This window comes from Hymenobacter puniceus (assembly GCF_014333525.1).
Classification (GTDB): Bacteria; Bacteroidota; Bacteroidia; order Cytophagales; family Hymenobacteraceae; genus Hymenobacter.
Genome location: NZ_JACSCX010000001.1, coordinates 1,067,288 through 1,088,384 on the forward strand (window position 1 = coordinate 1,067,288; position 21,097 = coordinate 1,088,384).

23 protein-coding genes are annotated in these 21,097 nt (G+C 60.8%); 10 read left to right on the forward strand and 13 right to left on the reverse strand.

Annotated elements, in window-relative coordinates; translation table 11 throughout:
• Positions 1-5 precede the first annotated feature (5 nt).
• From H8B14_RS04630 to H8B14_RS04685, 12 genes are all read right to left on the reverse strand, one after another.
• The gene (locus H8B14_RS04630) at positions 6-527 is read right to left on the reverse strand and encodes an ExbD/TolR family protein (protein WP_187314405.1); all 522 of its coding nucleotides are present in this window, start codon (positions 525-527) and stop codon (positions 6-8) included.
• Positions 528-653: 126 nt separating this feature from the next.
• Positions 654-1,226, reverse strand: coding sequence for a 5-formyltetrahydrofolate cyclo-ligase (locus H8B14_RS04635; protein WP_187314406.1), 573 nt, complete (start codon positions 1,224-1,226; stop codon positions 654-656).
• Entirely contained in the window at positions 1,223-2,170 is a 948-nt protein-coding gene (locus H8B14_RS04640) for a hypothetical protein (RefSeq protein WP_187314407.1), read from the reverse strand. The genes H8B14_RS04635 and H8B14_RS04640 overlap by 4 nt, the downstream gene beginning before the upstream one ends.
• Positions 2,171-2,270: 100 nt before the next feature.
• Positions 2,271-3,137, reverse strand: a complete 867-nt coding sequence (locus tag H8B14_RS04645; RefSeq protein WP_187314408.1) for a carboxypeptidase-like regulatory domain-containing protein — start codon at positions 3,135-3,137, stop codon at positions 2,271-2,273.
• A gap of 84 nt (positions 3,138-3,221) precedes the next feature.
• Positions 3,222-4,814 (reverse strand): bacillithiol biosynthesis cysteine-adding enzyme BshC, encoded by a 1,593-nt coding sequence (gene bshC, locus H8B14_RS04650; protein WP_187314409.1) that lies wholly within the window; start codon positions 4,812-4,814, stop codon positions 3,222-3,224.
• A 231-nt stretch (positions 4,815-5,045) separates the two neighbouring features.
• On the reverse strand, positions 5,046-6,359 hold the full coding sequence (rimO, locus tag H8B14_RS04655; RefSeq protein ID WP_187314410.1) for a 30S ribosomal protein S12 methylthiotransferase RimO: 1,314 nt from the start codon (positions 6,357-6,359) through the stop codon (positions 5,046-5,048).
• A gap of 314 nt (positions 6,360-6,673) precedes the next feature.
• Positions 6,674-7,651 carry a signal recognition particle-docking protein FtsY gene (ftsY, locus tag H8B14_RS04660; protein ID WP_187314411.1) on the reverse strand — a complete coding sequence of 326 codons (978 nt, stop codon included), beginning with the start codon at positions 7,649-7,651 and terminating at the stop codon, positions 6,674-6,676.
• A 205-nt stretch (positions 7,652-7,856) separates the two neighbouring features.
• Positions 7,857-8,018, reverse strand: coding sequence for a DUF4295 domain-containing protein (locus tag H8B14_RS04665; RefSeq protein WP_187314412.1), 162 nt, complete (start codon positions 8,016-8,018; stop codon positions 7,857-7,859).
• 8 nt (positions 8,019-8,026) lie between these two features.
• Positions 8,027-8,209 (reverse strand): 50S ribosomal protein L33, encoded by a 183-nt coding sequence (gene rpmG, locus H8B14_RS04670; protein WP_022825071.1) that lies wholly within the window; start codon positions 8,207-8,209, stop codon positions 8,027-8,029.
• A gap of 216 nt (positions 8,210-8,425) precedes the next feature.
• Positions 8,426-10,069 carry an aminopeptidase P family protein gene (locus H8B14_RS04675; protein WP_315984801.1) on the reverse strand — a complete coding sequence of 548 codons (1,644 nt, stop codon included), beginning with the start codon at positions 10,067-10,069 and terminating at the stop codon, positions 8,426-8,428.
• A gap of 113 nt (positions 10,070-10,182) precedes the next feature.
• The gene (gene rpmB, locus H8B14_RS04680) at positions 10,183-10,422 is read right to left on the reverse strand and encodes a 50S ribosomal protein L28 (RefSeq protein WP_044015540.1); all 240 of its coding nucleotides are present in this window, start codon (positions 10,420-10,422) and stop codon (positions 10,183-10,185) included.
• Between the two features lie 354 nt (positions 10,423-10,776).
• Positions 10,777-10,941, reverse strand: a complete 165-nt coding sequence (locus H8B14_RS04685; RefSeq protein ID WP_187314413.1) for a DUF5522 domain-containing protein — start codon at positions 10,939-10,941, stop codon at positions 10,777-10,779.
• 123 nt (positions 10,942-11,064) lie between these two features.
• On the opposite strand from H8B14_RS04685, the gene H8B14_RS04690 reads away from it, so the two are divergent.
• From H8B14_RS04690 to H8B14_RS04720, 7 genes are all read left to right on the forward strand, one after another.
• Positions 11,065-11,532 (forward strand): hypothetical protein, encoded by a 468-nt coding sequence (locus H8B14_RS04690; RefSeq protein ID WP_187314414.1) that lies wholly within the window; start codon positions 11,065-11,067, stop codon positions 11,530-11,532.
• 99 nt (positions 11,533-11,631) lie between these two features.
• Complete coding sequence (rocD, locus tag H8B14_RS04695; protein ID WP_187314415.1) at positions 11,632-12,885, forward strand: ornithine--oxo-acid transaminase; 1,254 nt, start codon at positions 11,632-11,634, stop codon at positions 12,883-12,885.
• A 225-nt stretch (positions 12,886-13,110) separates the two neighbouring features.
• The gene (locus tag H8B14_RS04700; RefSeq protein ID WP_187314416.1) at positions 13,111-13,335 is read left to right on the forward strand and encodes a hypothetical protein; all 225 of its coding nucleotides are present in this window, start codon (positions 13,111-13,113) and stop codon (positions 13,333-13,335) included.
• A 442-nt stretch (positions 13,336-13,777) separates the two neighbouring features.
• Positions 13,778-14,068: a hypothetical protein gene (locus H8B14_RS04705; protein ID WP_187314417.1), complete on the forward strand. Its 291-nt coding sequence runs from the start codon at positions 13,778-13,780 to the stop codon at positions 14,066-14,068.
• A gap of 5 nt (positions 14,069-14,073) precedes the next feature.
• Positions 14,074-14,601 carry a hypothetical protein gene (locus tag H8B14_RS04710; RefSeq protein ID WP_187314418.1) on the forward strand — a complete coding sequence of 176 codons (528 nt, stop codon included), beginning with the start codon at positions 14,074-14,076 and terminating at the stop codon, positions 14,599-14,601.
• A gap of 142 nt (positions 14,602-14,743) precedes the next feature.
• Positions 14,744-15,736 (forward strand): porphobilinogen synthase, encoded by a 993-nt coding sequence (gene hemB / locus H8B14_RS04715; RefSeq protein WP_187314419.1) that lies wholly within the window; start codon positions 14,744-14,746, stop codon positions 15,734-15,736.
• A 164-nt stretch (positions 15,737-15,900) separates the two neighbouring features.
• On the forward strand, positions 15,901-16,404 hold the full coding sequence (locus H8B14_RS04720; RefSeq protein WP_187314420.1) for a GNAT family N-acetyltransferase: 504 nt from the start codon (positions 15,901-15,903) through the stop codon (positions 16,402-16,404).
• 15 nt (positions 16,405-16,419) lie between these two features.
• Here the strand turns inward: H8B14_RS04720 and H8B14_RS04725 are convergent, their stop codons facing one another.
• The gene (locus H8B14_RS04725) at positions 16,420-17,793 is read right to left on the reverse strand and encodes an APC family permease (protein WP_187314421.1); all 1,374 of its coding nucleotides are present in this window, start codon (positions 17,791-17,793) and stop codon (positions 16,420-16,422) included.
• A 154-nt stretch (positions 17,794-17,947) separates the two neighbouring features.
• On the opposite strand from H8B14_RS04725, the gene H8B14_RS04730 reads away from it, so the two are divergent.
• From H8B14_RS04730 to H8B14_RS04740, 3 genes are all read left to right on the forward strand, one after another.
• On the forward strand, positions 17,948-18,904 hold the full coding sequence (locus H8B14_RS04730) for a cation diffusion facilitator family transporter (protein WP_187314422.1): 957 nt from the start codon (positions 17,948-17,950) through the stop codon (positions 18,902-18,904).
• Positions 18,905-19,119: 215 nt separating this feature from the next.
• A complete protein-coding gene (locus tag H8B14_RS04735) occupies positions 19,120-20,325 on the forward strand; it encodes a glycoside hydrolase family 1 protein (RefSeq protein ID WP_187314423.1) in 1,206 nt (401 codons plus the stop codon).
• Positions 20,326-20,330: 5 nt separating this feature from the next.
• Entirely contained in the window at positions 20,331-21,050 is a 720-nt protein-coding gene (locus tag H8B14_RS04740) for a phospholipase D-like domain-containing protein (protein ID WP_187314424.1), read from the forward strand.
• The last annotated feature ends 47 nt before the right edge of the window (positions 21,051-21,097 follow it).

Below are 21,097 nucleotides of genomic sequence, written 5' to 3' on the forward strand. Positions count from 1 at the left end.
TGCCGCTAATGCCGCACCTGGGGCTGGTAATCTAGGAGCTGCTGGTCGGCAGGAGTGAAATCGACTAGGGCGTATTGCTGCTGGTCGGTGATGTTCATTTCGTCGAGCACGTCTACCAAGTCGCGGTATTTGGCATCGGGACCGGCCTTAATGAGTACGAAGGGTGCGGGCTGCTGCCGCTGGCGGTCCAGCAGAATCTGGCGCAGGCCAGCGGAACTGAACGTGGTGGTACGCAGAGTCGGCTTGGTTTCCGCATCGTTCAGGCCGAAGAAGTAATGCACCTGGCTGTCTTTGCCCAGAATCAGGGTCAGGGCCTTGCTTTGCTTGAGCGGGGTGGCGGGCCCTTTACCGTCAGGCATGGTCAGGTCCATGGCGTTCTGCCGGGCAAACGTGGTAGTGAGCATGAAGAACGTGAGCAGCAGAAACGCCAAGTCCACCATTGGCGTCATATCGAGGCGGAAGGCCGACTTTTTCACGCGGGGTTTCGAGCCACGGGCGACAGGGGTGGCGGTTTGGAAGTCGGCCATAACGATGCTGGGATTTAAGTGAATACAGATTGTATTCAGCTAACGCTATGGCTCGGGCCAGTATTGTGCGCAGGGCGACAGTTGCCGCAGAAAACGCTAAGAGCTTAACAGAGGGTGCAGAGTCGTTCAAAACCGCCACACTCGCTCCGGTGTGAGGCAGGCGTGCAGCCGCACGTCACCGTCCCAGGCATCAGTAATGCGCGACACCGGTGGCCCTAGGCTCACCCCGATGCGCAGCGCATCAGGCCGGCATTCGGCCAGGAACCGGTCGTAGAAGCCTTTTCCATATCCTACGCGGTGGCCGGTTTCGTCGAAAGCTAACAGTGGCACCAGCACGGCATTCAGTTGCGGCGGCAATACCTCAGCGGCGTCTATCGGCTCAGGAATTCCCCAGCGGTTTTCTACCAGCGTCGTTGTGGGTGTGAGGTGGAAGTGGCGCAGCGTGTGGCCATCGGGCTGCACCACGGGCACGGCCAGCTGCAGGTGCGGCAGCGCTGCCCACAGCCGGCGAATCAGCAGCCAAGTGTCGGGCTCGCGCTGCTGCGGAATCGGTAGAAACAAATGCAGCCAGCGCCACTCCGCCACCGGCAGTTCATTCAGAAGCTGTTGCCACAGTTGCGCGCTTAGTTGCGCCACTGCGGCTTCAGGCAGGCCGCGGCGGCGGGTCAGGGCTTCGCGGCGGAGTTCAGCTTTCGTCACAGCTTGGGCTGGGCGGCAGACAGCTGGAAAGCCTGCATGGCCGCCGCGTTATCTGACTCAATGCCGAAATAGTCCCACGGGTACGGTGGGAAGTGCCCACCTAGCGCTACTAGAATGGCGTTACGCTTTTCCCGCTCCCCCACTAAGTGGTACAGATATGCTAGGTTATTATTGGCATAAATGGATACCAACGTGTTGTTCAGCGACAACTGCGGCTGCGCTAGCACTTCTTCAAGCAGCTCCCGGTAAGCCGGATACCACCGCTGCAGCGCAGTGGCTTCATCCTCCGTGTCGGCGTCGCTGTACATTTCCACCAGAAACATCAGCCAGAGCGTGTGACGCAGCGCATCGTCGTCCACCGACTGGATGTAGCCAACCAACTCTTCTTCGCTGCCCAGCCATTTGGGCGAGGCCAGCTTGAACACGTGGTGGTAGGCCCAGAACTTCCGCACATCCACAACAATGCTTTGTTGAAAGGCCATCATGGCGCGGTCGGGCTCATTCAGGCCCATTTCCACTCGTACCAGCCGGGCTCTGGCTTCGCAGAGGAAGGCTGGTGTAGCGAAAGGGCCGCCCAGTAGCTCCCGTGCCAGCAGCAGATAATGCTCGAACCCTTCTATCTGTGACTTCGACAGGTTTTCAGCCCATTGCCCGGAGCGCGCCTGCCAGGCCTGATAGAGGTACCAGGCTCCCAGCACCAGCCGGGCAAATTCCTGGTTTTTCTCCTTTCCCAGCGGTATAATCTGCTTGTTAAACTGATCCGTCAGGCAGATACCATCCAGCAGTCGGGATAGATCGTCCGACATTACGCTCAATGCTATCTGCTCGACTTGGTCCCACTTCTCCCGCTTCACCAAAGGCGTTATCTGCCGGGAATCCAGCAGGCCAAACGACAAATCACGGGCACCAGGGGTGCTAAACAAAGCACGAATCCGGGAAAACATAGGCTACAGCTATAAAGCAGTCAGGTGGCGTAAAAGCCCTCAATATATAACTCAGGCTGATCTGAATCGTCGCCGGGCCGCAGGACTAACGCTTTCAGCGTTAGTCCTGCGCCGTTACGTAAAAGCTGATGCGGGGCTGCATGCCCGCCAGATACGCCCCGGCCGACTGCCGCTCCCAGATTCCCTGGCTGGTTTCGCGCACGTACAGGTCGTTGTTGGCGTACCCGATACTGGCCGAAAAGGCCAGTTGGTTGGTGACTTTGGCCGCGTCGGCCCCGCCAATCCACTCCAGCGCCAGAAAGAAGTCGTCGTCAAGAATCAACTGGTCGGCGGTTAGGTCCACCGTAATCGGGCCTTTCGCCACGCTGCTGGTCACGATGATGTCGCGCTGCACGAGCTTCTCCGTGGAAGGCTTCCCGTTAGGCAGCAGCCGGTACAGGTTCACCCTGAATTTCAGCGAGCCGGCCCGGTTGTAGGCCACGTTGAAATTGGCGGTCAGCACCTTAGTCGGCTTGTGTTTGAGGCTGATAACCGTCCCGATTTCCGCGCCCAGGTCTTTGGCCGAAAGCGTAAGGGTGGAGTTTTCGGAGTTGCTGGTAATACCCAGCGTGCGGGCGCGCCGAAAATAGCCTTTGGCCTTCACCTTCACTTCGCGTAGCGCCACGGCATCTTCAGTGAGCTGCACATTGGGCTGGCTTAGCAGCGCCTGCACCGTGAGGCGGCGCGGCCGAAACCCGATGCTGGAAATGCGCACCGTGTCGGTAGGCGTGGCGCCACTGAGGCGGTAGCGGCCCTGCTCATCAGCCACGGTGCCCACGGCTTTGCCCGGCACCCCAATGTTCACGAACGGCACCGGCTCCTGGCTGCCCGCTTTCGTGATGATGCCGCTGATAGCCTGGGCGTGGACTCCTGTCGCCAATGCCAGCAGCAGAATACATAAGGTAAGTGAGAAGCGTAATGGGCGCATAAAACTCCGGATAGCATGAGTGATGTGCGGGAAAGATACCGGGCTGCATCCAACAGTTGGCTGGCCCGGTATCTTTTTAGGCAGCTACTCCTCTTCCAGCACCGTAAACTCCAGCGCCAGCGGGTCGAAGGCCTCGAGCAGCTGCTGGATGAAACCGGGGTTGTTAATAAGGATGCTCAGCACGTTGTCTTCGCGCTCCTGCAGGTGGCCGTTGGGCATCAGCTTGTCTTTGAGGGCCGTGAGCTGGGTGTAGGCGGTTTCGTGCTTGGCTTCGGCGGCTTTGCTCAGGCGCTTTTCCAGGCCCTGCACAATGCCGAATACTTTCTGCTGCTCGGCCGCCACGGTTTTTACCAACGTCGGGTCGAGGCGCTGGGCCAGCTCGGACATTTGCTGAAAGGCGGCGGCCAGCTGCTGCTGCTGCGCCAGCAAACTCACTTCTTCCTGCCCCAGCGTGGTGCCCACCTGCTTCTTCAGTTCCGGCAGCGGCCGGAAAATGTCATGGGCCGTGAGGCCGAGCTTGCGCAGCTTGCCGGCGTTGGCCTTGCCGATGTATTGGGCCGAGTTGCGGGGCAGCAGCACCGGAAACGGCACGTTGTTCTGGTCGAATACACCTTTCAGCTGGAACCAGTAGGCCACCTCGGCCCCGCCGCCGATGTAGCAGAGGTTGGGCAGCAGCAGCTCCTGGTACAGCGGCCGCAGCACCACGTTGGGGCTGAACTGCTCGGGGTGCTGGCGGGCCAGCTCCAGCAGTTCTGCCTGGGTGTGGCAGTGGCCGGTGTTGCGCACCGTAATCTGCACGCAGTCTTGGGCCGCGTCGTACTCCAGCCGCTCCCGCTTGCCGGCGTCGGTGAGGAAGAACAGGTTGAGCGGGCGCGAGTACACTTGGGGCTTGTAGCCGGCGGCTTCGAGGCGGGCGTTGGCCGCCTGCACGGCCTGGTTGGAAGCCTGGGCCTGAATTTCCTGCTCCAGCACTGGCACCAGCGCCTGCTTCAAAGCCGGCGCGTCAGCATCCAGACTCACCAATCCGTATTCCCCAAACAGGTCGTGCGTGAGGCGGCGGGTGGCCTCGGCCAGCGTACCCGACTGCTCGTAGGCTTCGCGGAACAGCGCCGGCACGTCGGCGGGTAGCTGGTCAAGTAGCTCCTCTTTCAGGCCGCCCAGCGGCAGCCGGCCCACGGGGCCGCCCTGGTCGGCGGCATTCCACTCGTACTTCTTACCGAACAGGTTCAGGTGGTTGATTTCGGCGAAATCGTGGTCCTCGGTGGCCATCCAGTACACCGGCACGAAATCGTACTGTGGGTATTGGGCCTTCAGCTGACGGGACAGCTTCACAGCCGTTGCAATCTTATAAATGAAGTACAGCGGCCCGGTGAGCAGGTTGAGTTGATGGCCGGTGGTGATGGTGAACGTCGTGTCCTTGTCCAGCAACTCCAAGTTGTCCTGCACCGCCGGGTGCACCGTGGGCAGCGTGGCGTACTGCCGGCGCAGCTCGGCGGTCAGCCGCTGCCGGGCCTCGGGCGTGTACTGGGCCTGCTTCTCTTGTATCTGCTCCTCGAAAGCGGCCAGCGTGGGGAAGCGGTGGTAAAATGGTTGCAACGCTTCCGTCTGGGCCAGGTAATCAGTGAGCAAAGAGGAAAATGCGCCGGTTGCGGCGTACGAAAGAGTCGTGACGGACATACGAGAGGAGGATAATCGGGCTATAACCGGCCAGCGGCCACAAAGTAACTGGGTATTTTTTGGGCGGGCTGAATAAAAGAACGTCATTCCGAGCGAAGGCGGAGCCGGAGCCGAGGAATCTCGCTAGTGTGGCAAAATCAATAGTACCACAACATCAGCACGCGAGATTCCTCGGCTCCGCCTTCGCTCGGAATGACGTTCTTTTTGCCCTTAACGAATCAACCCCAAACCCTACACCAGCTTGCCGTACAGGTCGAAGTCGGAAGCCTCGGTAATCTGCACCTGGGCGAAGTCGCCGAGGCGTACGTAGGTGTCTTTGGTGGCGGGTACCAGCACTTCGTTGTCCACTTCGGGCGAGTCGTACTGGGTGCGGCCCACGAAGTAGCCGCTTTCCTTGCGGTCGAACAGCACCTTGTGGGTCTGGCCCACGCGCTCCTCGTTGAGCTCCATCGAAATGCCCTGCTGCAGCTCCATGATCTGGTCGGCGCGGTCCTGCTTCACCTCGGCCGGCACGTCGTCGGGTAGCGTATAGGAGTGCGTGTTGTCTTCGTGCGAGTAGGTGAAGATGCCCAGGCGGTCGAAGCGGGTTTCCTCCACGAAGTTGTAGAGGTCCTCAAAGTCCTGCTGCGTCTCGCCGGGGTGACCGGCAATGAGCGTGGTGCGCAGCGCAATGCCCGGCACCCGCTGCCGAATAGTGTCCACCAGTTCCACCGTGCGGCGCTTGCTGATGCCGCGGCGCATGGTTTTCAGCATGTTATCGGAAATATGCTGCAGGGGCATATCCAGGTATTTGCAGATGTTGTCCCGCTCGTTCATCACGTCCAGGGCGTCCATCGGGAACTGCGAAGGATAGGCGTACTGCAGCCGGATCCAGTCGATGCCGTTCACATCGGACAGGTTGCGAAGCAGGTCGGCCAGCTTCCGCTCGCCGTAGTGCTGCAGGCCGTAGTAGGTCAGGTCCTGGGCAATGAGAATCAGCTCCTTCGTGCCCATGCTGGCGAGGCGGTTGGCTTCCTTCACCAAGTCCTCAATGGGGCGGTCCATGTGCTTGCCGCGCATCAGCGGGATGGCGCAGAACGAGCAGGGGCGGTTGCAGCCCTCGGCAATCTTGAAGTAGGCGTAGTGCTTAGGCGTGGTCAGCAGCCGCTCGCCCACCAGCTCGTGCATGTAGTCGGCCTCCAGCGTTTTCATTAGCTGGGGCAGCTCTAGCGTCCCGAAAAAGGCGTCTACCTGCGGAATTTCCACCTCCAGGTCGTCCTTGTAGCGCTGGGAGAGGCAGCCCGTCACATAGAGCTTGTCCAGCTTGCCGGCCTCCTTTTCGTCGGCGTAGCGCAGGATGGTGTCGATGCTTTCCTGCTTGGCGTTGTCGATAAAGCCGCAGGTGTTGATGATGACGATGTTGGCGTCGCTCTTGTCGGCTTCGTGCGTCACGTCAAACTGGTTGGCGCGGAGCTGGCCCATGAGCACCTCCGAGTCCACGAGGTTCTTGGAGCAGCCGAGGGTGATGACGTTGACTTTATTGGCCTGCTGGCTTCTTACTTTCATAGGGGTAGCGCGGAGTTTCCCTTCGCGTATCGGTGAACGGGCGGCCGGGCAATTTCTTATCAGTGAGAAACTTGCCCGCTACGGCCCGCGACGAAAATCGGACCGCAAAGGTACGCAGGAGGCAACGCCTTTTCCTACTGAGGAAGTTTCTTTGTGCCAAACGGTACCGACAGGACGGTCCCTAAATAAGGAACGTCATGCTGAGCTTGCCGAAGCATCTCTACCGCACCGCTAATCAAAAGAGAGTAGCATTACGGTAGAGATGCTTCGGCAAGCTCAGCATGACGTTCTTTCTTAGCCTGATTTAGCTCTATCTACTTCTTAAATAGTGAATTCACAAACGTTGTCCGGTCGAACAGCTGCAGATCGGTCATCTTCTCGCCCACCCCAATGTAACGCACGGGCACCTGTAACTGATCCGAGATGCCGATGACTACGCCGCCCTTAGCCGTGCCGTCGAGCTTGGTGATAGCCAGGGCCGACACTTCGGTGGCTTTGGTGAACTCCTTGGCTTGTAGGAAAGCGTTCTGGCCGGTGCTGCCATCGAGCACCAGCAGCACCTCGTGGGGCGCATCGGGAATCACCTTCTGCATCACGCGCTTGATTTTGCTCAGCTCGTTCATCAGGTTGACCTTGTTGTGCAGGCGGCCGGCCGTGTCGATAATCACCACGTCGGCCCCCATTTCCACGCCTTTCTGCACCGCGTCGTAGGCCACGGAGGCCGGGTCGGTGTTCATGCCGTGCGAAATAACGGGCACGCCCACCCGCTGGCCCCAGATGATAAGCTGGTCTACGGCGGCAGCCCGGAACGTATCGGCGGCGCCCAGTACCACCTTCTTGCCGGCCGAGTGGAAGCGGTGGGCGAGCTTACCAATCGTGGTAGTTTTGCCCACGCCGTTCACGCCCACCACCATAATCACGAAGGGTGAGCCAGGGCTGTCGGGCCGGTCGAGGATGGCGCGGGAGCCGGTGGCGCCGCTGTTGGCATCAAGTAGCTCCACGATTTCCTCGCGCAGGATGCGGTCCAGCTCCGAGGTGTTCACGTACTTGTCACGGGCCACGCGCTTCTCGATGCGGTCAATGACCTTCACCGTGGTGTCGATGCCCACGTCGGCGTGCACCAGCATGGTCTCCAGGTCGTCGAGCACGGCCTCGTCGACGGTGTTGCGGCCGGCTACGGCTTTGCTGAGCTGGTCGAAGAAGCTGGTTTTGGTTTTCTCCAGTCCTTTATCCAGCGACTCCTGCTGCTCTTTGCTTTCTTTGTCTTTCTTGAAAAAATCGAAAAGGCCCATAGTGGGGTCTTGGGGGCTTAGGGTCTTGGGGACTTGGATAAGAAAAAGGAGCTGCGGCTGTGGTCGTCGCAGCAGAGCAAGCGTTGCTGAAGTTTACGAAACCTAAGACCCCAAGACCCTAGGTTCCCAAGGTCCTAACATGCAAAAAAGTCCCACGCTGGCGGGACTTCTTCACTTCAAATCAGGAAGCCACAGGGGCACCAGGTTATTTAACGCCAGTGGACAGATACTCCTGTACCTTGTCAACAGGTACCATTTCCTCACGGAAGGTGTAGGCACCGGTTTTCTCTGATTTCACGGCGCGAATGACTTTCGCCCAGTCCTTGCCGCCAGGGGTCTTCAGGGTTGCTACTACTTTCTTAGCCATTGCTCAGGTTACTTGATTTCCTTGTGAACAGTCATCTTCTTGAGCACGTTGTTGAATTTCTTCAACTCGATGCGCTCAGGCGTGTTCTTACGGTTCTTGGTGGTGATGTAGCGCGAGGTGCCCGGCTGCCCCGAGTTCTTATGCTCAGTGCATTCAAGGATTACCTGCACCCGGTTGCCTTTCTTAGCCATCTCGACGGGGGTTTTGGGATTAAGGACTGCAAAGGTACAAGGGTTTTCGGAATAGGCAAACAGTCAACCGAATAATACGCTTTCGAATACAGGTTTGCTGATCATTTAAGTGCCTGCAACAGCCTGAATGTACACAGAAAGTTCGCTGCTGCTTTCCTGAAACGTGAAACTCTGACCTGGATCGGGCAGCAAGCCGTCATGTATTCATTGGCTTTGCTACTTCAGCGCTGGCAATCGTAGAGCATCCAAAGCACTGGGTTTGGCCATCAGCGCCTCTATATCAGCTACGGTGCGCGGGGCTTCTCTTGAAAGATTCTCGGGGTTTGTTTCGGTGATAAGAATATCGTCTTCAATCCGGACGCCGATGTTCCACCACTTTTTGTCGCAGGGGCTGCCCTCCGGAATATAGATGCCTGGCTCCACGGTAATGACGTTGCCAGCGCGCAACGGGCTGTAAGCGCCCCGGTCGTGCACATCGAGGCCAAGGTAGTGGCTGGTGCCATGCGGGAAGTAGCGGCGCACTTCCTCGGGTTGCTGAATGATACCCAGCTTCAGCAGACCCTCTGTAATTATCTGCTGGGCTACTTTGCCGGGCGCCCGGAATTCGTTGCCGGCCCGGCACTCCCGGATACCCGCTTCCTGCGCGGCCAGCACCAACTCGTATATCTGGCGCTGGGCCACGCTGAACTTTCCGGATGGCGGCACGGTACGCGTCACGTCGGCGGTGTAGCCGTGGTATTCGGCGCCGCAGTCCATCAGCAGCAGGTCGTTGCCGAGGCGGGGTTTGTCGTTGGTTTCATAGTGCAGGATGCAGGCGTTGTTGCCCGCGCCCACAATGCTGGGGTAGCCTTCAAATTCGGCGCCGTATTTCTTATAAACAAACTCGTGCAAACCCTGCACTTCCATTTCGCCCATCTCGGGCCGCAGCGCCTTCATCACCTCCTGCTGCCCTACCGCACTAATACGCACGGCGCGGCGCAGCAAAGCTATTTCCTCGGGTGTTTTCACGGCCCGCAGCTCGTCCAGCGCGTCGTTGAGGGTGGTGTTTTCGTGGCGGCTGGGTGGGCGGGAGGTGAGGGCCTGCTGGCGGGTAGCGTCGGTGGTAGCCTGCAGGTAGCCCAGCACGTAGGCGTCGGTGGCCAGCGCGGGCTGGGCGGTCATCTGGTTTTGCAGATAAGGGCGTAGCGCCGCGGCATTCACTACCCCTTCGCGCTGCATGGTCAGGTAGACGGCCTCGCGGCGGGCATTGAAGTCGGTGGGCACGGCGGCCTGGCGGCGGAAGGCAGCCACCAGATCGAATAGGTCGGCGGGGTCCTGCGGGTCGTCGCGGACGTCGGTGGGCAGGTCCAGAAAATGAATGCGCGCAAAGCTGGCCCAGCGGATATCAGCCGTGGCAAAAGCGGTGTTATCAGCCACGTACTGCAGCTTCAGTTGTTGCTTAGTGCCTTCGGTGCCCAGGCGGCGGCCAGTCCAGAGTTCGGCTTTGGGGTCGCGGGGCTGCACAAACAGCGCCTCCGTGACGCCTGCCTGCCCGCCCAGCGTCTGGGGCTCCTTGAACAGCACTAGCACGGCATCCGGCTCATCATAGCCGGTGAGGTAATACAGGTCGGGGTGCTGGTGGTAGAGGTAGTTGACGTCGTTGGCGCGGTTGCGTACCGGATTGGCAAAAAGTACGGCTACCGAACCTGCCGGCAGCGCCTGCCGCAGCAGTTCCCGCCGCCCTTTGTGAAACGCCGGATCCAGGAAATCGGTGGGGCGGCCGGGGCCGGCAGCGCGCTGCGCCAAGGCGGCCAGGGGCAAACTCAACAGTAGGAAAGCCCCAATCCAGCGGGCGGCAGAAGTCAGACGAAGTACAGGCACGGCGACGAAGCTAGCAGGCAGATACAACAAAGACGCGTACCCACCCCAAAAATTGCTTCTGGGGTGGGTACGCGTCTGAATACAATTCGCTCCGAGGAACGGCCGGGGGCAGACTAGTAAACGATGAAGCCCTGCTCCTTTGCCTTCTTCAGGACCGACATGATGCCGTTCTTGTTGATGGTGCGGATGGTGCTGGTAGCTACTTTCAGCGTTACCCAAGCATCCTCTTCAGGGATGTAGAAGCGCTTTTTCTGCAAGTTCGGGTAGAACTTACGCTTAGTCTTGTTGTTGGCGTGCGACACGTTGTTACCTACGCGGGTACGCTTGCCGGTCAAATCACAAACTCGGGCCATGATATCAGGAACTTAGAGGTTTCAAAGCGGAAAAACGGGGCCGCAAATATCGGTATAAGTTTGATAGAAGCAAAACCACTAACTGAAAAATAGCGGGTTAGCTTTTTTGGGAAAGGGTGGCAAGCCACGGGTAACGGGCAACAGATAAGTTGCAAAAGCGTTGTCTCGGAGCATCAGACACGCCTTTCTTGCTTGTTGGCTAGGCCTGCGCACCCTTGCGGCTGGGGCCTGACATGTGGTTTCATCATTCTGCCTCCGCCATCCCAAAGCTCTGCTCAGCGCAGGCAATGCATTGTCCATCAGCGAAAATTCGTCTTCTTTTCTGACTGGCCTTTCACTTCATCACCATTCACCTCATTGCCGGGCACGCTTTTCCTTTTTGCGCCAAGGACAATGGCGGCAGCCGTTGCCGCAGCAGCTGCCGCGGCGCAAGTGATATTGCTCCGTAAAAACCATGTAGCCTTCCGGGGTGAAATAAAAGTCGCCGGGCTGCAGGGTTTGCGGTATGGAGTCGGGCATGGTAGGCACAAAAGAGGCTGCAAGATACGGTGCGTAGTACAGAAGGCATTACAGGCAATTTTATGGTATCTTTACAGTAAATAATTGCATATAAATCTCGCTTCACGCTAATATTCTGTCCCAATGCGGTATTGGATTTTGCTCTTAACCCTGCTTATAGGCGGGCCCACAGCCCAGGCCCAGCAGCCAGCCATACCGGTGGCTGCTACCCGGCTGGCGCTACAGTTGGCTACCGCCGAAACGTTGCCGCCCGCGCCGCTGAAAGAGGCGCGCCGCACCCTGGCACAGGCCCGGCAGCGCTTCAACCGGGGTTTGCCCGCTGGCGACCAGCTGTTCGTGACGGCTACATTACTTGATGATGCTGCCAACCGGATGCCCCAGCTGGTGCAGGTACTAACCTGGCAGGATGGACGGGTGTCGGGCCGTGTGGTCGGCACCGACCTCCCTGAAGGTAATAACCACGAAGAGTTTGACGAGGCGGAGGTGGTAGACTGGCTGATTCTACACCCCAACGAAGCAGAGGAGGGCAACTACGTAGGCAAGTTTCTGGATCTGGAAGACCGGCTGGGCAGCCTCTCGGGGCCGCGCTGACTCAGGTGGTCGGAACGAGGGTTTTTGCGTAATTTTCGGCGGTGAGCGGCGTAGGCTGCCTGCCGCTTTTTGCTGTTCTGCCCTCAAACTCCTGCCCATATGCACGCTACCTCCGCCCCCACCACCCAGCAAAGCCGCAGCCAGGAGCTGATGGCTCTTGAAGACCACTACGGCGCCCACAACTACCATCCGCTGCCTGTGGTGCTGAGCCGCGGCGAGGGAGTGCACCTCTGGGACGTAGAAGGCAAGCACTATTTCGATTTCCTGTCGGCGTACTCAGCCGTTAATCAGGGCCATTGCCACCCACGCATTATTGGGGCTCTCACAGAACAGGCGCAAAAACTGACCCTTACCAGCCGCGCCTTCTTCAACGACCAATTGGGTGCAGCCGAAAAGCAGCTGTGCGAGCTGTTCAATTACGACAAGGCTCTGCTGATGAATTCCGGAGCCGAGGCCGTGGAAACAGCCCTCAAGCTGGCCCGCAAGTGGGGCTACCAAGAGAAAGGTATTGCCCCTAACCAGGCCCGCATTCTGGTGGCCGAGCACAACTTCCACGGCCGCACCACGGGCATCATCTCCTTCAGCACCGACGGCGACTCCACCGGCGGTTTCGGCCCCTACATGCCCGGCTACCAGGTAGTACCCTACGACGACCTGGCGGCGCTGGAAGAAGCTCTGCAGGACCCGCACGTGTGCGGTTTTTTAGTGGAGCCGATTCAGGGCGAAGCCGGCGTTATGGTGCCATCGGAAGGCTACTTGGCCAAGGCAGCCGCCTTATGCAAAGCCCGTAACGTGCTCTTCATTGCCGACGAGATTCAGACAGGCCTGGGCCGCACAGGCCAGCTGCTGGCCGTTTGCTACGAAGGTGTGCATGCTGATATCCTAATTCTGGGCAAGGCCCTAAGCGGCGGCGTGCTGCCGGTGTCGGCGGTGCTGGCCCGCAACGAAATCATGCTCACCATTCAGCCCGGGCAGCACGGCTCTACGTTCGGTGGCAACCCGCTGGCGTCCGTGGTGATGCGTGCCGCCCTGGACGTGCTGCTCGACGAAAAGCTGGTAGACAATGCCCGGGCTCTGGGCGAGGTATTCCGGGAGCGGATGCGCCGCGTGATGGCCAAACGCCCCGAGGTGGTAGAGCTGGTGCGCGGCAAAGGCCTACTCAACGCCGTGGTTATCAAGCCCGCTGCCGACGGCCGCACGGCCTGGGACGTGTGCGTGACGCTGATGGAGCGCGGCGTGCTGGCCAAGCCAACCCACGGCGACATCATCCGGTTTGCGCCGCCGTTGGTTATCAACGAAGAACAGCTGCACGAGGCCTGCGACATCATCGAGCAGGTGATTCTGGACTTCTAGCCGCCAAGCGCTTATTCTGAAATTTGGTAGTCGCTGCCGGGATGGACTCCAAACAGGGTTCATTCCGGCAGTTGCTGTTTGCAGGATTTTCTAGCGGGGGCAAATACCCTTTGGCCGGGCCATTTGCCCGCTGGTCGGGCGTGGTGGCGGCTTGGTCGAGAAGAGAAAAAAGGCAGGAAAGCGGGGCGTACTTTTGCCGTGTTACTTCTTCACAGCCATATGCTTGTGCCTACGTCTCGCCCGCTGATTTTTGTATTATCTGCAGTAGCATTGCTGCTGGCGAGCTGCCAGACCAGCCGGGTGGCGTTCCAGTCCCGGCCGTTTGGGCACGTGGCGGCGGCCCCTACCGACACGACTACTACCGTGCTGCTCCTGCACGATTCGCAGGGCCCGCAGGCCACCCGCGTTTCCCTGACTGCGGCCGAGGCGGCCACCTGGCAGCAGCGCTAGAACTGTGCCCGCCAGCTGGCAACCAGCCACGAACGATTCCCTATTTTTCCTTGATTCTCTTGTTGATCTGGCCGGCGGCCTTACTTCCTATGTGGGAGCAAGGCCGCCGGCCAGTGGTTTTTGGGGGCGGCGGCTGGAAGACAACATGTGGCAAAGCGTGCCGGGCTGGCTACCTTGGGGCATCCATTCGCTTTGCCTCTGCCCGTTGAACTTCCGCTTCTCTTTTTCCTGCCTGCTACTGCTGGCCGCTGGCTGCCGCAGCCCGCAAGCTGCCTTCCGCTTCGCGCCAACGCCAATACAGGCTACCGTTTCGGCCACCACGGCTCCTACTCCAACCCCAACCGAACCCGCAGTTGCACCAGTTGCACAACGAGCGGCCGGCGCTTATCAGCCCCCAAAGGCCAGTAAAAGAATGCGGCCTCTTTCGGAACGAGCAGTGGCCTTGCGCTTACCACACGTGCAGCCGGCAGCCACGGAAGCAGCTGCCCACCACCCTGCGCGGGTGCGGCGCCAGCTGCTGAAGCCGCAACAGCCACTGCTGGAACACACCGGAGCCTTTGTGCTGGGCACGGCGTTGGTGGTAGGCGGCGTGGTGGTGGGTGTACTGCTGGGCGGCTGGCTGGGGCTGGGGGTAGGGGCAGTGGTTGTGCTGGCGGGCTATTACTTTCTGGGTGTCGGGCTGGGTGGCGAGCATGCCTGGCTGGAGGTGTTTCAGGAGTTTTTCAATCTGTAATACCGATGGCGCGAATGTTTTGGAAGCTGCTGGTGATTCTTAGCCTATTAGCCAGCTGCCGCAGCGAGAAGGTGGCTTTCCCGTTTCGGCCAGCTGCGGCTAGCCCTTCGGAACTGGCTATTGCGTCCACTAATCCTACCGTTGTTGCTGCCACCAAGCGCCCTATGGAACCACAGTTGTCTGAGCCGGCTGGCCGGCTGGTAACGCAGCGGCCCATAGCGCTGGGCACCGCACCTCTGCTGCCGAAGCTGCAACGTCTTGACGCAGCCTGTGTCCGCCAAATCAAGCGCGTGCCGGTGGTAGCGGCGCAACGCCTGCCACTGCGCAAGCGCCTGACTGCCTCCTCCCAGAGGCCGCAACGCTCAATCCGACCAATTCTTTTTCTGCTGGCGGCCGCAGTTCTGGCACTGGTTTTTGCACTAGGGGCCAGTACTATTGAGCTGGCCTTTCTTGTCCTGCTCGTGAGCATAGCGTGCGTAGCAGCCATTGGCGCACTTTTGCTGGTGCGGGCCACACTCCCGTATCAGCCCTGACGTGCTCCAACCATTTGGGGCGCTAGCACCAAATGGAAGCCAACGCCCCGACCACACCTGCTGGACGCGCACAAACACTCCTGCCCGCAACCTTACCTTTGCGAAGGCTGTTCTATCCTATCTGTCAAACTGAACCCCGCATATGCCCCAGCTCCCCACGCACCGCCCGCGCCGCAACCGCAAGTCGCAGATTATCCGCGACATGGTGCAGGAAACCCGCCTCACAACGCATGATTTCATCTTCCCACTGTTTCTGATTGAGGGCCACAGCCAGCAGGTGGAAATTCATTCCATGCCGGGCATTTTCCGGTTTTCGGCCGATAAGCTCATCGATGAAGTAGGCCGCTGCGTGGAACTGGGTATCCACAGCTTCGCGCCGTTTCCAAGCATCAATGATGGCCTGAAGGACCGGCTGGCCCGCGAATCAGCCAACCCCGACGGGCTCTACCTCAAAACCGTGGCCGACATCAAGCGGCAGTTTCCGGATGTAGTGCTGATGACCGACGTGGCCATGGACCCCTACTCCTCCGACGGCCACGACGGCGTGGTGGATGCCGAGTCGGGCGAGATTCTCAACGATGCTACTTTGGAGGTACTTGGTCAGATGGCTCTGGCCCAGGCCCGCGCCGGCAGTGACATCATCGGACCTTCCGACATGATGGATGGCCGCGTGGCCTGGATTCGGGAAGTACTCGACCAAAACGCCTTCAGCCACGTGAGCATCATGAGCTATACAGCCAAGTACGCCTCGGCTTTCTACGGCCCGTTCCGCGACGCGCTGGACTCGGCCCCGAAAAAAGGCGACAAGAAGAGCTACCAGATGAACCCCGCTAACCGCCGCGAAGCCCTGCGCGAGCTGGCCCTCGACGAAGCGGAAGGCGCCGACATGGTGATGATCAAGCCAGCTCTGAGCTACCTCGACGTGATTCGGGAAGTGCGCGACCATACCCACCTGCCCGTAACGGCCTACAACGTGTCGGGCGAGTATGCCATGGTGAAGGCCGCCGCCCAGAACGGCTGGCTCGACGGCGAGAAAACCATGATGGAGGTCCTCACCAGTATCAAGCGCGCCGGCGCCGACGCCATCCTGACCTACTTCGCCAAGGAAGCCGCCGAAGTGCTGCGGCGCGGGTAGCCTGCGGGAAGAAATAAAAAACAGAACGTCATGCCGAGGCGCAGCCGAAGCATCTCGCGTGCTGATGTAGGATTAGTACTCCAAACGTCAGCATGCGAGATACTTCGGCTGCGCCTCGGCATGACGTTCTTTGCTTCACCATTTTCCACCGTAAACTTTTCACAATGCCCCGCCTCGCCACCATAGCCGACCTGCCCGCCATTCTCGACCTCATCCGGCACGTGGTGCCGCTGATGAATGCGGCCGGTAACTGGCAATGGACGGCAGAGTACCCGAACGAAGAAGTCTTCCGGCGCGACATAGAGCGACAGCATCTCTGGGTGGCCGAGCTGGATAGCCGGGTGGCTGCCGTAGCCGCCCTCACCCACAACGACCAGGATGCCGAGTACGCCCAGGCCGATTGGGACGCCACCGAGCCGGCGCTGGTCACGCACCGGCTGGCCGTGCATCCGCAGGCGCAGGGCCACGGCCTGGCCGCTGCGCTGCTAGCCCAGGCTGAGGTGCTGGCGCGGCAGCAGGGCCTGCGGGTGCTGCGCGTGGATACCAACTCCGAAAACCAGGCCACCCAGCGCCTTTTCCCGAAGCTAGGCTACCGTTACGCCGGCGAAATCACGCTGGCGTTCCGGCCGGGCCTGCGGTTTTTCTGCTATGAGAAGTGGCTGGGGTAGCGGCCGGTACTCCAGCTACCGCCCGAACGGCCACCTTCTTAGCCGGCGGCTCCAGAGCAGAAACGCCCCCACCCCGGCCCCGATAACGGCCAGCCCGGAGAGCATGAACTGCGGGCCAGTGCTCCAGAACACCCACAGCCACACGGCCACCGCCAGCACCACCGGCAGCGGGTACAGCGGCATCCGGAACGGCAGGTGCGCCGTGCCGTTGCGGCGGCGCAGCAGCACCAGCCCTACAGCCTGGCCCACAAACTGCACTAGAATCCGCATGGCCAGGATGGCCGAAATAACTTCGCCCAGCCGGAACAGTAAGCTGAACACAAACCCCACGCCGCCCAAGATCAGCAACGACACGTGCGGGAAGTGCTTGGTGGGGTGGGTTTTGGCGAAGATGGGCAGAAACTCGCCGTCGGCGGCGGCCGCGTAGGGGATGCGCGAGTAGCCCAGCAGCACCGCAAACAAGGAGGCAAACGCCACCCACAGCACCAGTGCCGTAGCGGCCTGCGCCGCCAGCGACCCGTAGATTTTCTCCACGAAGCTGCTCACGATAAACTCGGAGTGCTGTGCCTCCTGCCACGGAATAACCGAGCCCACGCTCCAGTTCAGCAGCAGGTACAGCGCCATGATGCCCACAATACTCAGGAAAATGCTGCGCGGAATCACGCGCTGCGGCTCCTTGATTTCGCCGCCCAGGTGGCACACGTTGTAGTAGCCGAGGTAGCTGTAGATGGTCTTGACGGTGGCCTGCCCCATGGCGGCCGAGAGCAGCACGCCCGGCAACGCCGCCACGCCGCCCTCAGGCAGCCAGGCCACCGGCACCGTAGCGTGCGTAACGCCCCCGAAAATCAGCCAGCCCATCAGGGCCAGCACGCCCATCCAGAGCAGCACGCCCAGCTTGCCGATGTCCTCGATGCGGCGGTAGAGCAGCGCAATCAGCAGCAGCACCACCGCGCCCGACACCAGCTTGGGCTGCCACCACTCGGTGAGCGGCACCAGGTAGCCGAAGTACTGCGCGAAGCCGATGGCACCCGAGGCCACCACCAGCGGCGCCTGCACCAGCGTCTGCCACACGTACAGAAACGAGAACAGCCGGCCCCATTTCTGCTCGCCGTAGGCCAGCTTAAGGAAGCGGTATGAGCCGCCGGCCTCGGGGTAGGCCGCGCCCAGCTCACTCCAGATCAGGCCGTCTACCAAACTCAGGCCCGCGCCCACCAGCCAGGCCAGCAGAAAATTCGGCCCCATAAACCCCATCACCAGCGGCAGCGTCACGAAGGGCCCGATGCCCACCATGTCAATCATGTTGAGGGCCGTGGCCTGCACCAGCCCCAGGCGGCGGCGCAACGGGGCAGTGGTTTCGGAAGCAGCAGCGGCGGGGTCAGGGTGAGGCATACGCGGGGGAGAGAAGCTGTAAAAGTCGCAGAAACCCGGAATGTTCGGCGGCGCCTCTATTACGCTGCCGAACTGCCCGGCCCACGAGCCCGACCTGACAGTGCCAACCCCAGCACGGCCCGGCGCGTACCAGCAGGCTCACGCCCCTTGCCTTATGTCTGCTGGTTCTTCCAAGATTGCCATTTACGGAGCCATTGGCGCCAACGTCGCCATTGCCATCAGCAAGTTTGTGGCGGCCTTTTTCACCGGTAGCTCGGCCATGCTTTCCGAGGGCATTCACTCCCTTGTGGATAGCGGCAACGGCCTGCTGATTCTGTACGGCGTGAAGCAGTCAGAGAAGCCAGCCGATGCTCGCCACCCGTTCGGACGCAGCAAGGAGCTGTATTTCTGGTCGTTGATTGTGGCCGTGCTGGTGTTTTCGGTGGGAGGCGGCATGTCGTTCTACGAGGGCGTCGAGCACCTCAAGCACCCCGCCCCCATCACCGACCCCACCTGGAACTACTGGGTGCTGGGCCTCTCGATGTTGTTTGAAGGCATTTCCTGCTTCCTGGCTTTCCGCGAATTCAACAAAACCCGCGGTGACGCTGGCTTCTGGACTACGCTGAGTGGCAGCAAAGACCCCTCGGTTTTCGCCATTCTGATGGAAGATCTGGCAGCGCTGGTGGGCCTTGTTATTGCCCTGGCCGGCGTGTACTTCGGGCATGCCCTCAACAACCCGTATTTCGACGGCGGCGCCTCTATCTGCATCGGCATTTTGCTGGTATCGGTGGCTGTCTTCCTGATCTACAAAACCAAAGGCCTGCTGGTAGGCGAAGGCGTGGACGATGAAACCCTCGACTCTCTTGAAGCGCTGGCCCGGCAGCAGCACGGCGTGGAGCAGGTGCGCCGCCCCCTCACCATGTACATGGGCCCCCAGGATGTGGTGCTGGCCCTGGACGTAGAGTTTCACGACCACCTGTCGGCCGTAGAAGTGGAGCGCACCGTGGACGCGCTGCAGGACAGTATCCGGGAGAAACACCCCGAGTTCAAACGCATTTTCATTGAAGCCAAAGGGCTGGCTGGCAAAGAGCGCAACCCACTGGACAGCGGTTCGGTTTCGCCGCAGATCTAGCGGCGGTGGCAGTCGTTTCAACGCAAGACAAGGAGGAGTTGCGGCCAGCGAATACGTTTACCTGAGTTCATCCTGCGTCGGCATAACTGCTGTTTGCGGCCGGGCCGGCCCAAGCTCAGCGCTAACCCCACCGGCGGTTTTGCGGTACACAAGGCGGTGCGGCCTTCCTTTTGGGGTGGGCAGCACCGCCTTTTTGCTTACTAAACCGTGCATCTATGTCTGTTGCCACTACCCGCTCCAATCCGTTCCAATCTTTCTGGATGGCTGGCTACGAGTGCACCGATCAGCTCAACGCCTTCGGCCACCGGGTTGATTTTCTGCCGCTGACGGGCCACCTGCAGTTCATCGACGACGACTACCGCGCCCTGCACCAGCACCAGCTGGGTACCGTGCGCGAAGGCATCCGCTGGAGCCAGATCGAGAAAACGCCCTACCAGTACGATTGGACCACGGTCCGCCAGATGCTGGCCGCCGGCCAGCGCCACGGTATCCAGCAGGTCTGGGACATCTGCCACTTCGGCTACCCCGACGACCTCACGCCGCTGCATCCGCTGTTTGCGCGGCGCTTTGCAGCGCTGTGCCGGGCCTTTGTGGCTTTCTACCGCGAGGTGCGGCCCGAGGGGGAGCTGATTGTGACGCCTATCAATGAAGTGAGCTTTATGAGCTGGCTGGGCGGCGACGTGCGCGGTACCTCGCCCTACTGCATAGGCCAGGGCTGGGAAGTGAAGCGCGGGCTGATGCGGGCCTACATCGAGGGCGTGGCGGCCATGCGCGAGCAGGACCCCAGCATCCGGATTCTCACCACTGAGCCGCTCATCAACATCATGCCGCGGGCCGGGGCCAGCCGCCAGGAGCGGCAGCGCGCCGCCGAGTTTCACATCAACCAGTTCCAGAGCGTGGACATGCTGGCGGGGCGGCTGTGCCCCGAGCTGGGCGGCCGGCCCGAGTACGTTGATATGCTGGGCTTCAACTTCTACTACGACAACCAGTGGGAGCTGGACCCGCACTGCCGCATTCCATGGGCCGATGTGCCCGCCGACCCGCGCTGGCAGCCGCTGCGCCACCTGCTGGCTGCCGCCCACCGCCGCTACAACTGCCCCGTGGTGCTCACCGAAACCAGCCACCCCGGCCAGGACCGCCCGCTCTGGATCCGGATGATTGGCGAGGAATGCGCCGCCGCGCTGCGCATGGGCGTGCCGCTGTGGGGCGTGTGCCTCTACCCTATCGTGGACCGGCCCGACTGGGATTTTCCGGAACGGGAGTGGCACCGCTCGGGTCTCTGGGATGCTGTGCTGCGGCCCGACGCGCCCCCGCTGCGGGTGCTGCACGCGCCGTACGCCGAGGCCCTGGCCGAAGCGCAGCAGGTAGTAGCCGAAGCCGCACCACAACTGGCTGGTTCGCTGGCGCTTTCTCTATCTTAGGCCGCATGAACCTACGGCCCGACTCCCCCACCGATCTGCTGCAGCATTTCCAGCGCGCCTTCGCCGACTCTACCCTCTCGCCGGACGAGGCCCGGCAGCTGCGCCAGCGCCTCACCGAACGCGCCCAGCACCCGGCCGGCCTCGCCGATTTGCGCCACCAACTGTTTGGGCTGGCCCGCAACCGGTTCAACAACTTCCAGGACAAGGCCGTAGTGGAATGGCTGGAAGCGGCGAGTGCCCTGTTGCTGCCGGCAGCAACCCCGACGGCGTCCTCCACCACCAATTCCGAGGTATTCTTCAGCCCCAACGACGATTGCGTGGCGGCCATCCGGCGGTTTCTGGGGCAGGCTGCGCACCAACTGGATATCTGCGTGTTCACGATTGCCGATGACCGCCTGACCGATGCTGTGCTGGCCGCCCACCGGCGCGGCGTGCGCGTGCGCCTACTCACCGACAACGACAAGCTCTACGACCGGGGCTCCGATGTTCGCCAGCTGCACGCCGCCGGCCTACCCATCCGCGTGGATCGCACCGACAACCACATGCACCACAAATTTGCCGTGGCCGACAGCCGCAGCGTACTGACCGGCTCCTACAACTGGACCCGCTCGGCCGCCGAGCTGAACCTGGAAAACCTGCTCATCAGCAACGATGCAACGCTGGTGCAGCGCTACGCCAACGAATTCAGCAAGCTTTGGGACGCGCTGGAGGAATTCACAAACTAACCAAACGCCACTTGCAGGCACCCAGCAAAACAGCCCGCCCCGGATGT

What these genes read in the sequence shown, in the direction of transcription:
- H8B14_RS04685 (WP_187314413.1), bottom strand. Translation starts at nt 10,941, where the DNA reads ATGCCCGACTCCATACCGCAAACCCTGCAGCCCGGCGACTTTTATTTC.
- H8B14_RS04710 (WP_187314418.1), top strand. Translation starts at nt 14,074, where the DNA reads ATGGCGCGAATGTTTTGGAAGCTGCTGGTGATTCTTAGCCTATTAGCC.
- bshC (WP_187314409.1), bottom strand. Translation starts at nt 4,814, where the DNA reads ATGTCCGTCACGACTCTTTCGTACGCCGCAACCGGCGCATTTTCCTCT.
- H8B14_RS04730 (WP_187314422.1), top strand. Translation starts at nt 17,948, where the DNA reads ATGTCTGCTGGTTCTTCCAAGATTGCCATTTACGGAGCCATTGGCGCC.
- hemB (WP_187314419.1), top strand. Translation starts at nt 14,744, where the DNA reads ATGCCCCAGCTCCCCACGCACCGCCCGCGCCGCAACCGCAAGTCGCAG.
- ftsY (WP_187314411.1), bottom strand. Translation starts at nt 7,651, where the DNA reads ATGGGCCTTTTCGATTTTTTCAAGAAAGACAAAGAAAGCAAAGAGCAG.
- H8B14_RS04645 (WP_187314408.1), bottom strand. Translation starts at nt 3,137, where the DNA reads ATGCGCCCATTACGCTTCTCACTTACCTTATGTATTCTGCTGCTGGCA.
- H8B14_RS04630 (WP_187314405.1), bottom strand. Translation starts at nt 527, where the DNA reads ATGGCCGACTTCCAAACCGCCACCCCTGTCGCCCGTGGCTCGAAACCC.
- rimO (WP_187314410.1), bottom strand. Translation starts at nt 6,359, where the DNA reads ATGAAAGTAAGAAGCCAGCAGGCCAATAAAGTCAACGTCATCACCCTC.
- rpmG (WP_022825071.1), bottom strand. Translation starts at nt 8,209, where the DNA reads ATGGCTAAGAAAGGCAACCGGGTGCAGGTAATCCTTGAATGCACTGAG.
- rocD (WP_187314415.1), top strand. Translation starts at nt 11,632, where the DNA reads ATGCACGCTACCTCCGCCCCCACCACCCAGCAAAGCCGCAGCCAGGAG.
- H8B14_RS04725 (WP_187314421.1), bottom strand. Translation starts at nt 17,793, where the DNA reads ATGCCTCACCCTGACCCCGCCGCTGCTGCTTCCGAAACCACTGCCCCG.
- H8B14_RS04690 (WP_187314414.1), top strand. Translation starts at nt 11,065, where the DNA reads ATGCGGTATTGGATTTTGCTCTTAACCCTGCTTATAGGCGGGCCCACA.
- H8B14_RS04740 (WP_187314424.1), top strand. Translation starts at nt 20,331, where the DNA reads ATGAACCTACGGCCCGACTCCCCCACCGATCTGCTGCAGCATTTCCAG.
- H8B14_RS04640 (WP_187314407.1), bottom strand. Translation starts at nt 2,170, where the DNA reads ATGTTTTCCCGGATTCGTGCTTTGTTTAGCACCCCTGGTGCCCGTGAT.
- H8B14_RS04720 (WP_187314420.1), top strand. Translation starts at nt 15,901, where the DNA reads ATGCCCCGCCTCGCCACCATAGCCGACCTGCCCGCCATTCTCGACCTC.
- H8B14_RS04735 (WP_187314423.1), top strand. Translation starts at nt 19,120, where the DNA reads ATGTCTGTTGCCACTACCCGCTCCAATCCGTTCCAATCTTTCTGGATG.
- rpmB (WP_044015540.1), bottom strand. Translation starts at nt 10,422, where the DNA reads ATGGCCCGAGTTTGTGATTTGACCGGCAAGCGTACCCGCGTAGGTAAC.
- H8B14_RS04665 (WP_187314412.1), bottom strand. Translation starts at nt 8,018, where the DNA reads ATGGCTAAGAAAGTAGTAGCAACCCTGAAGACCCCTGGCGGCAAGGAC.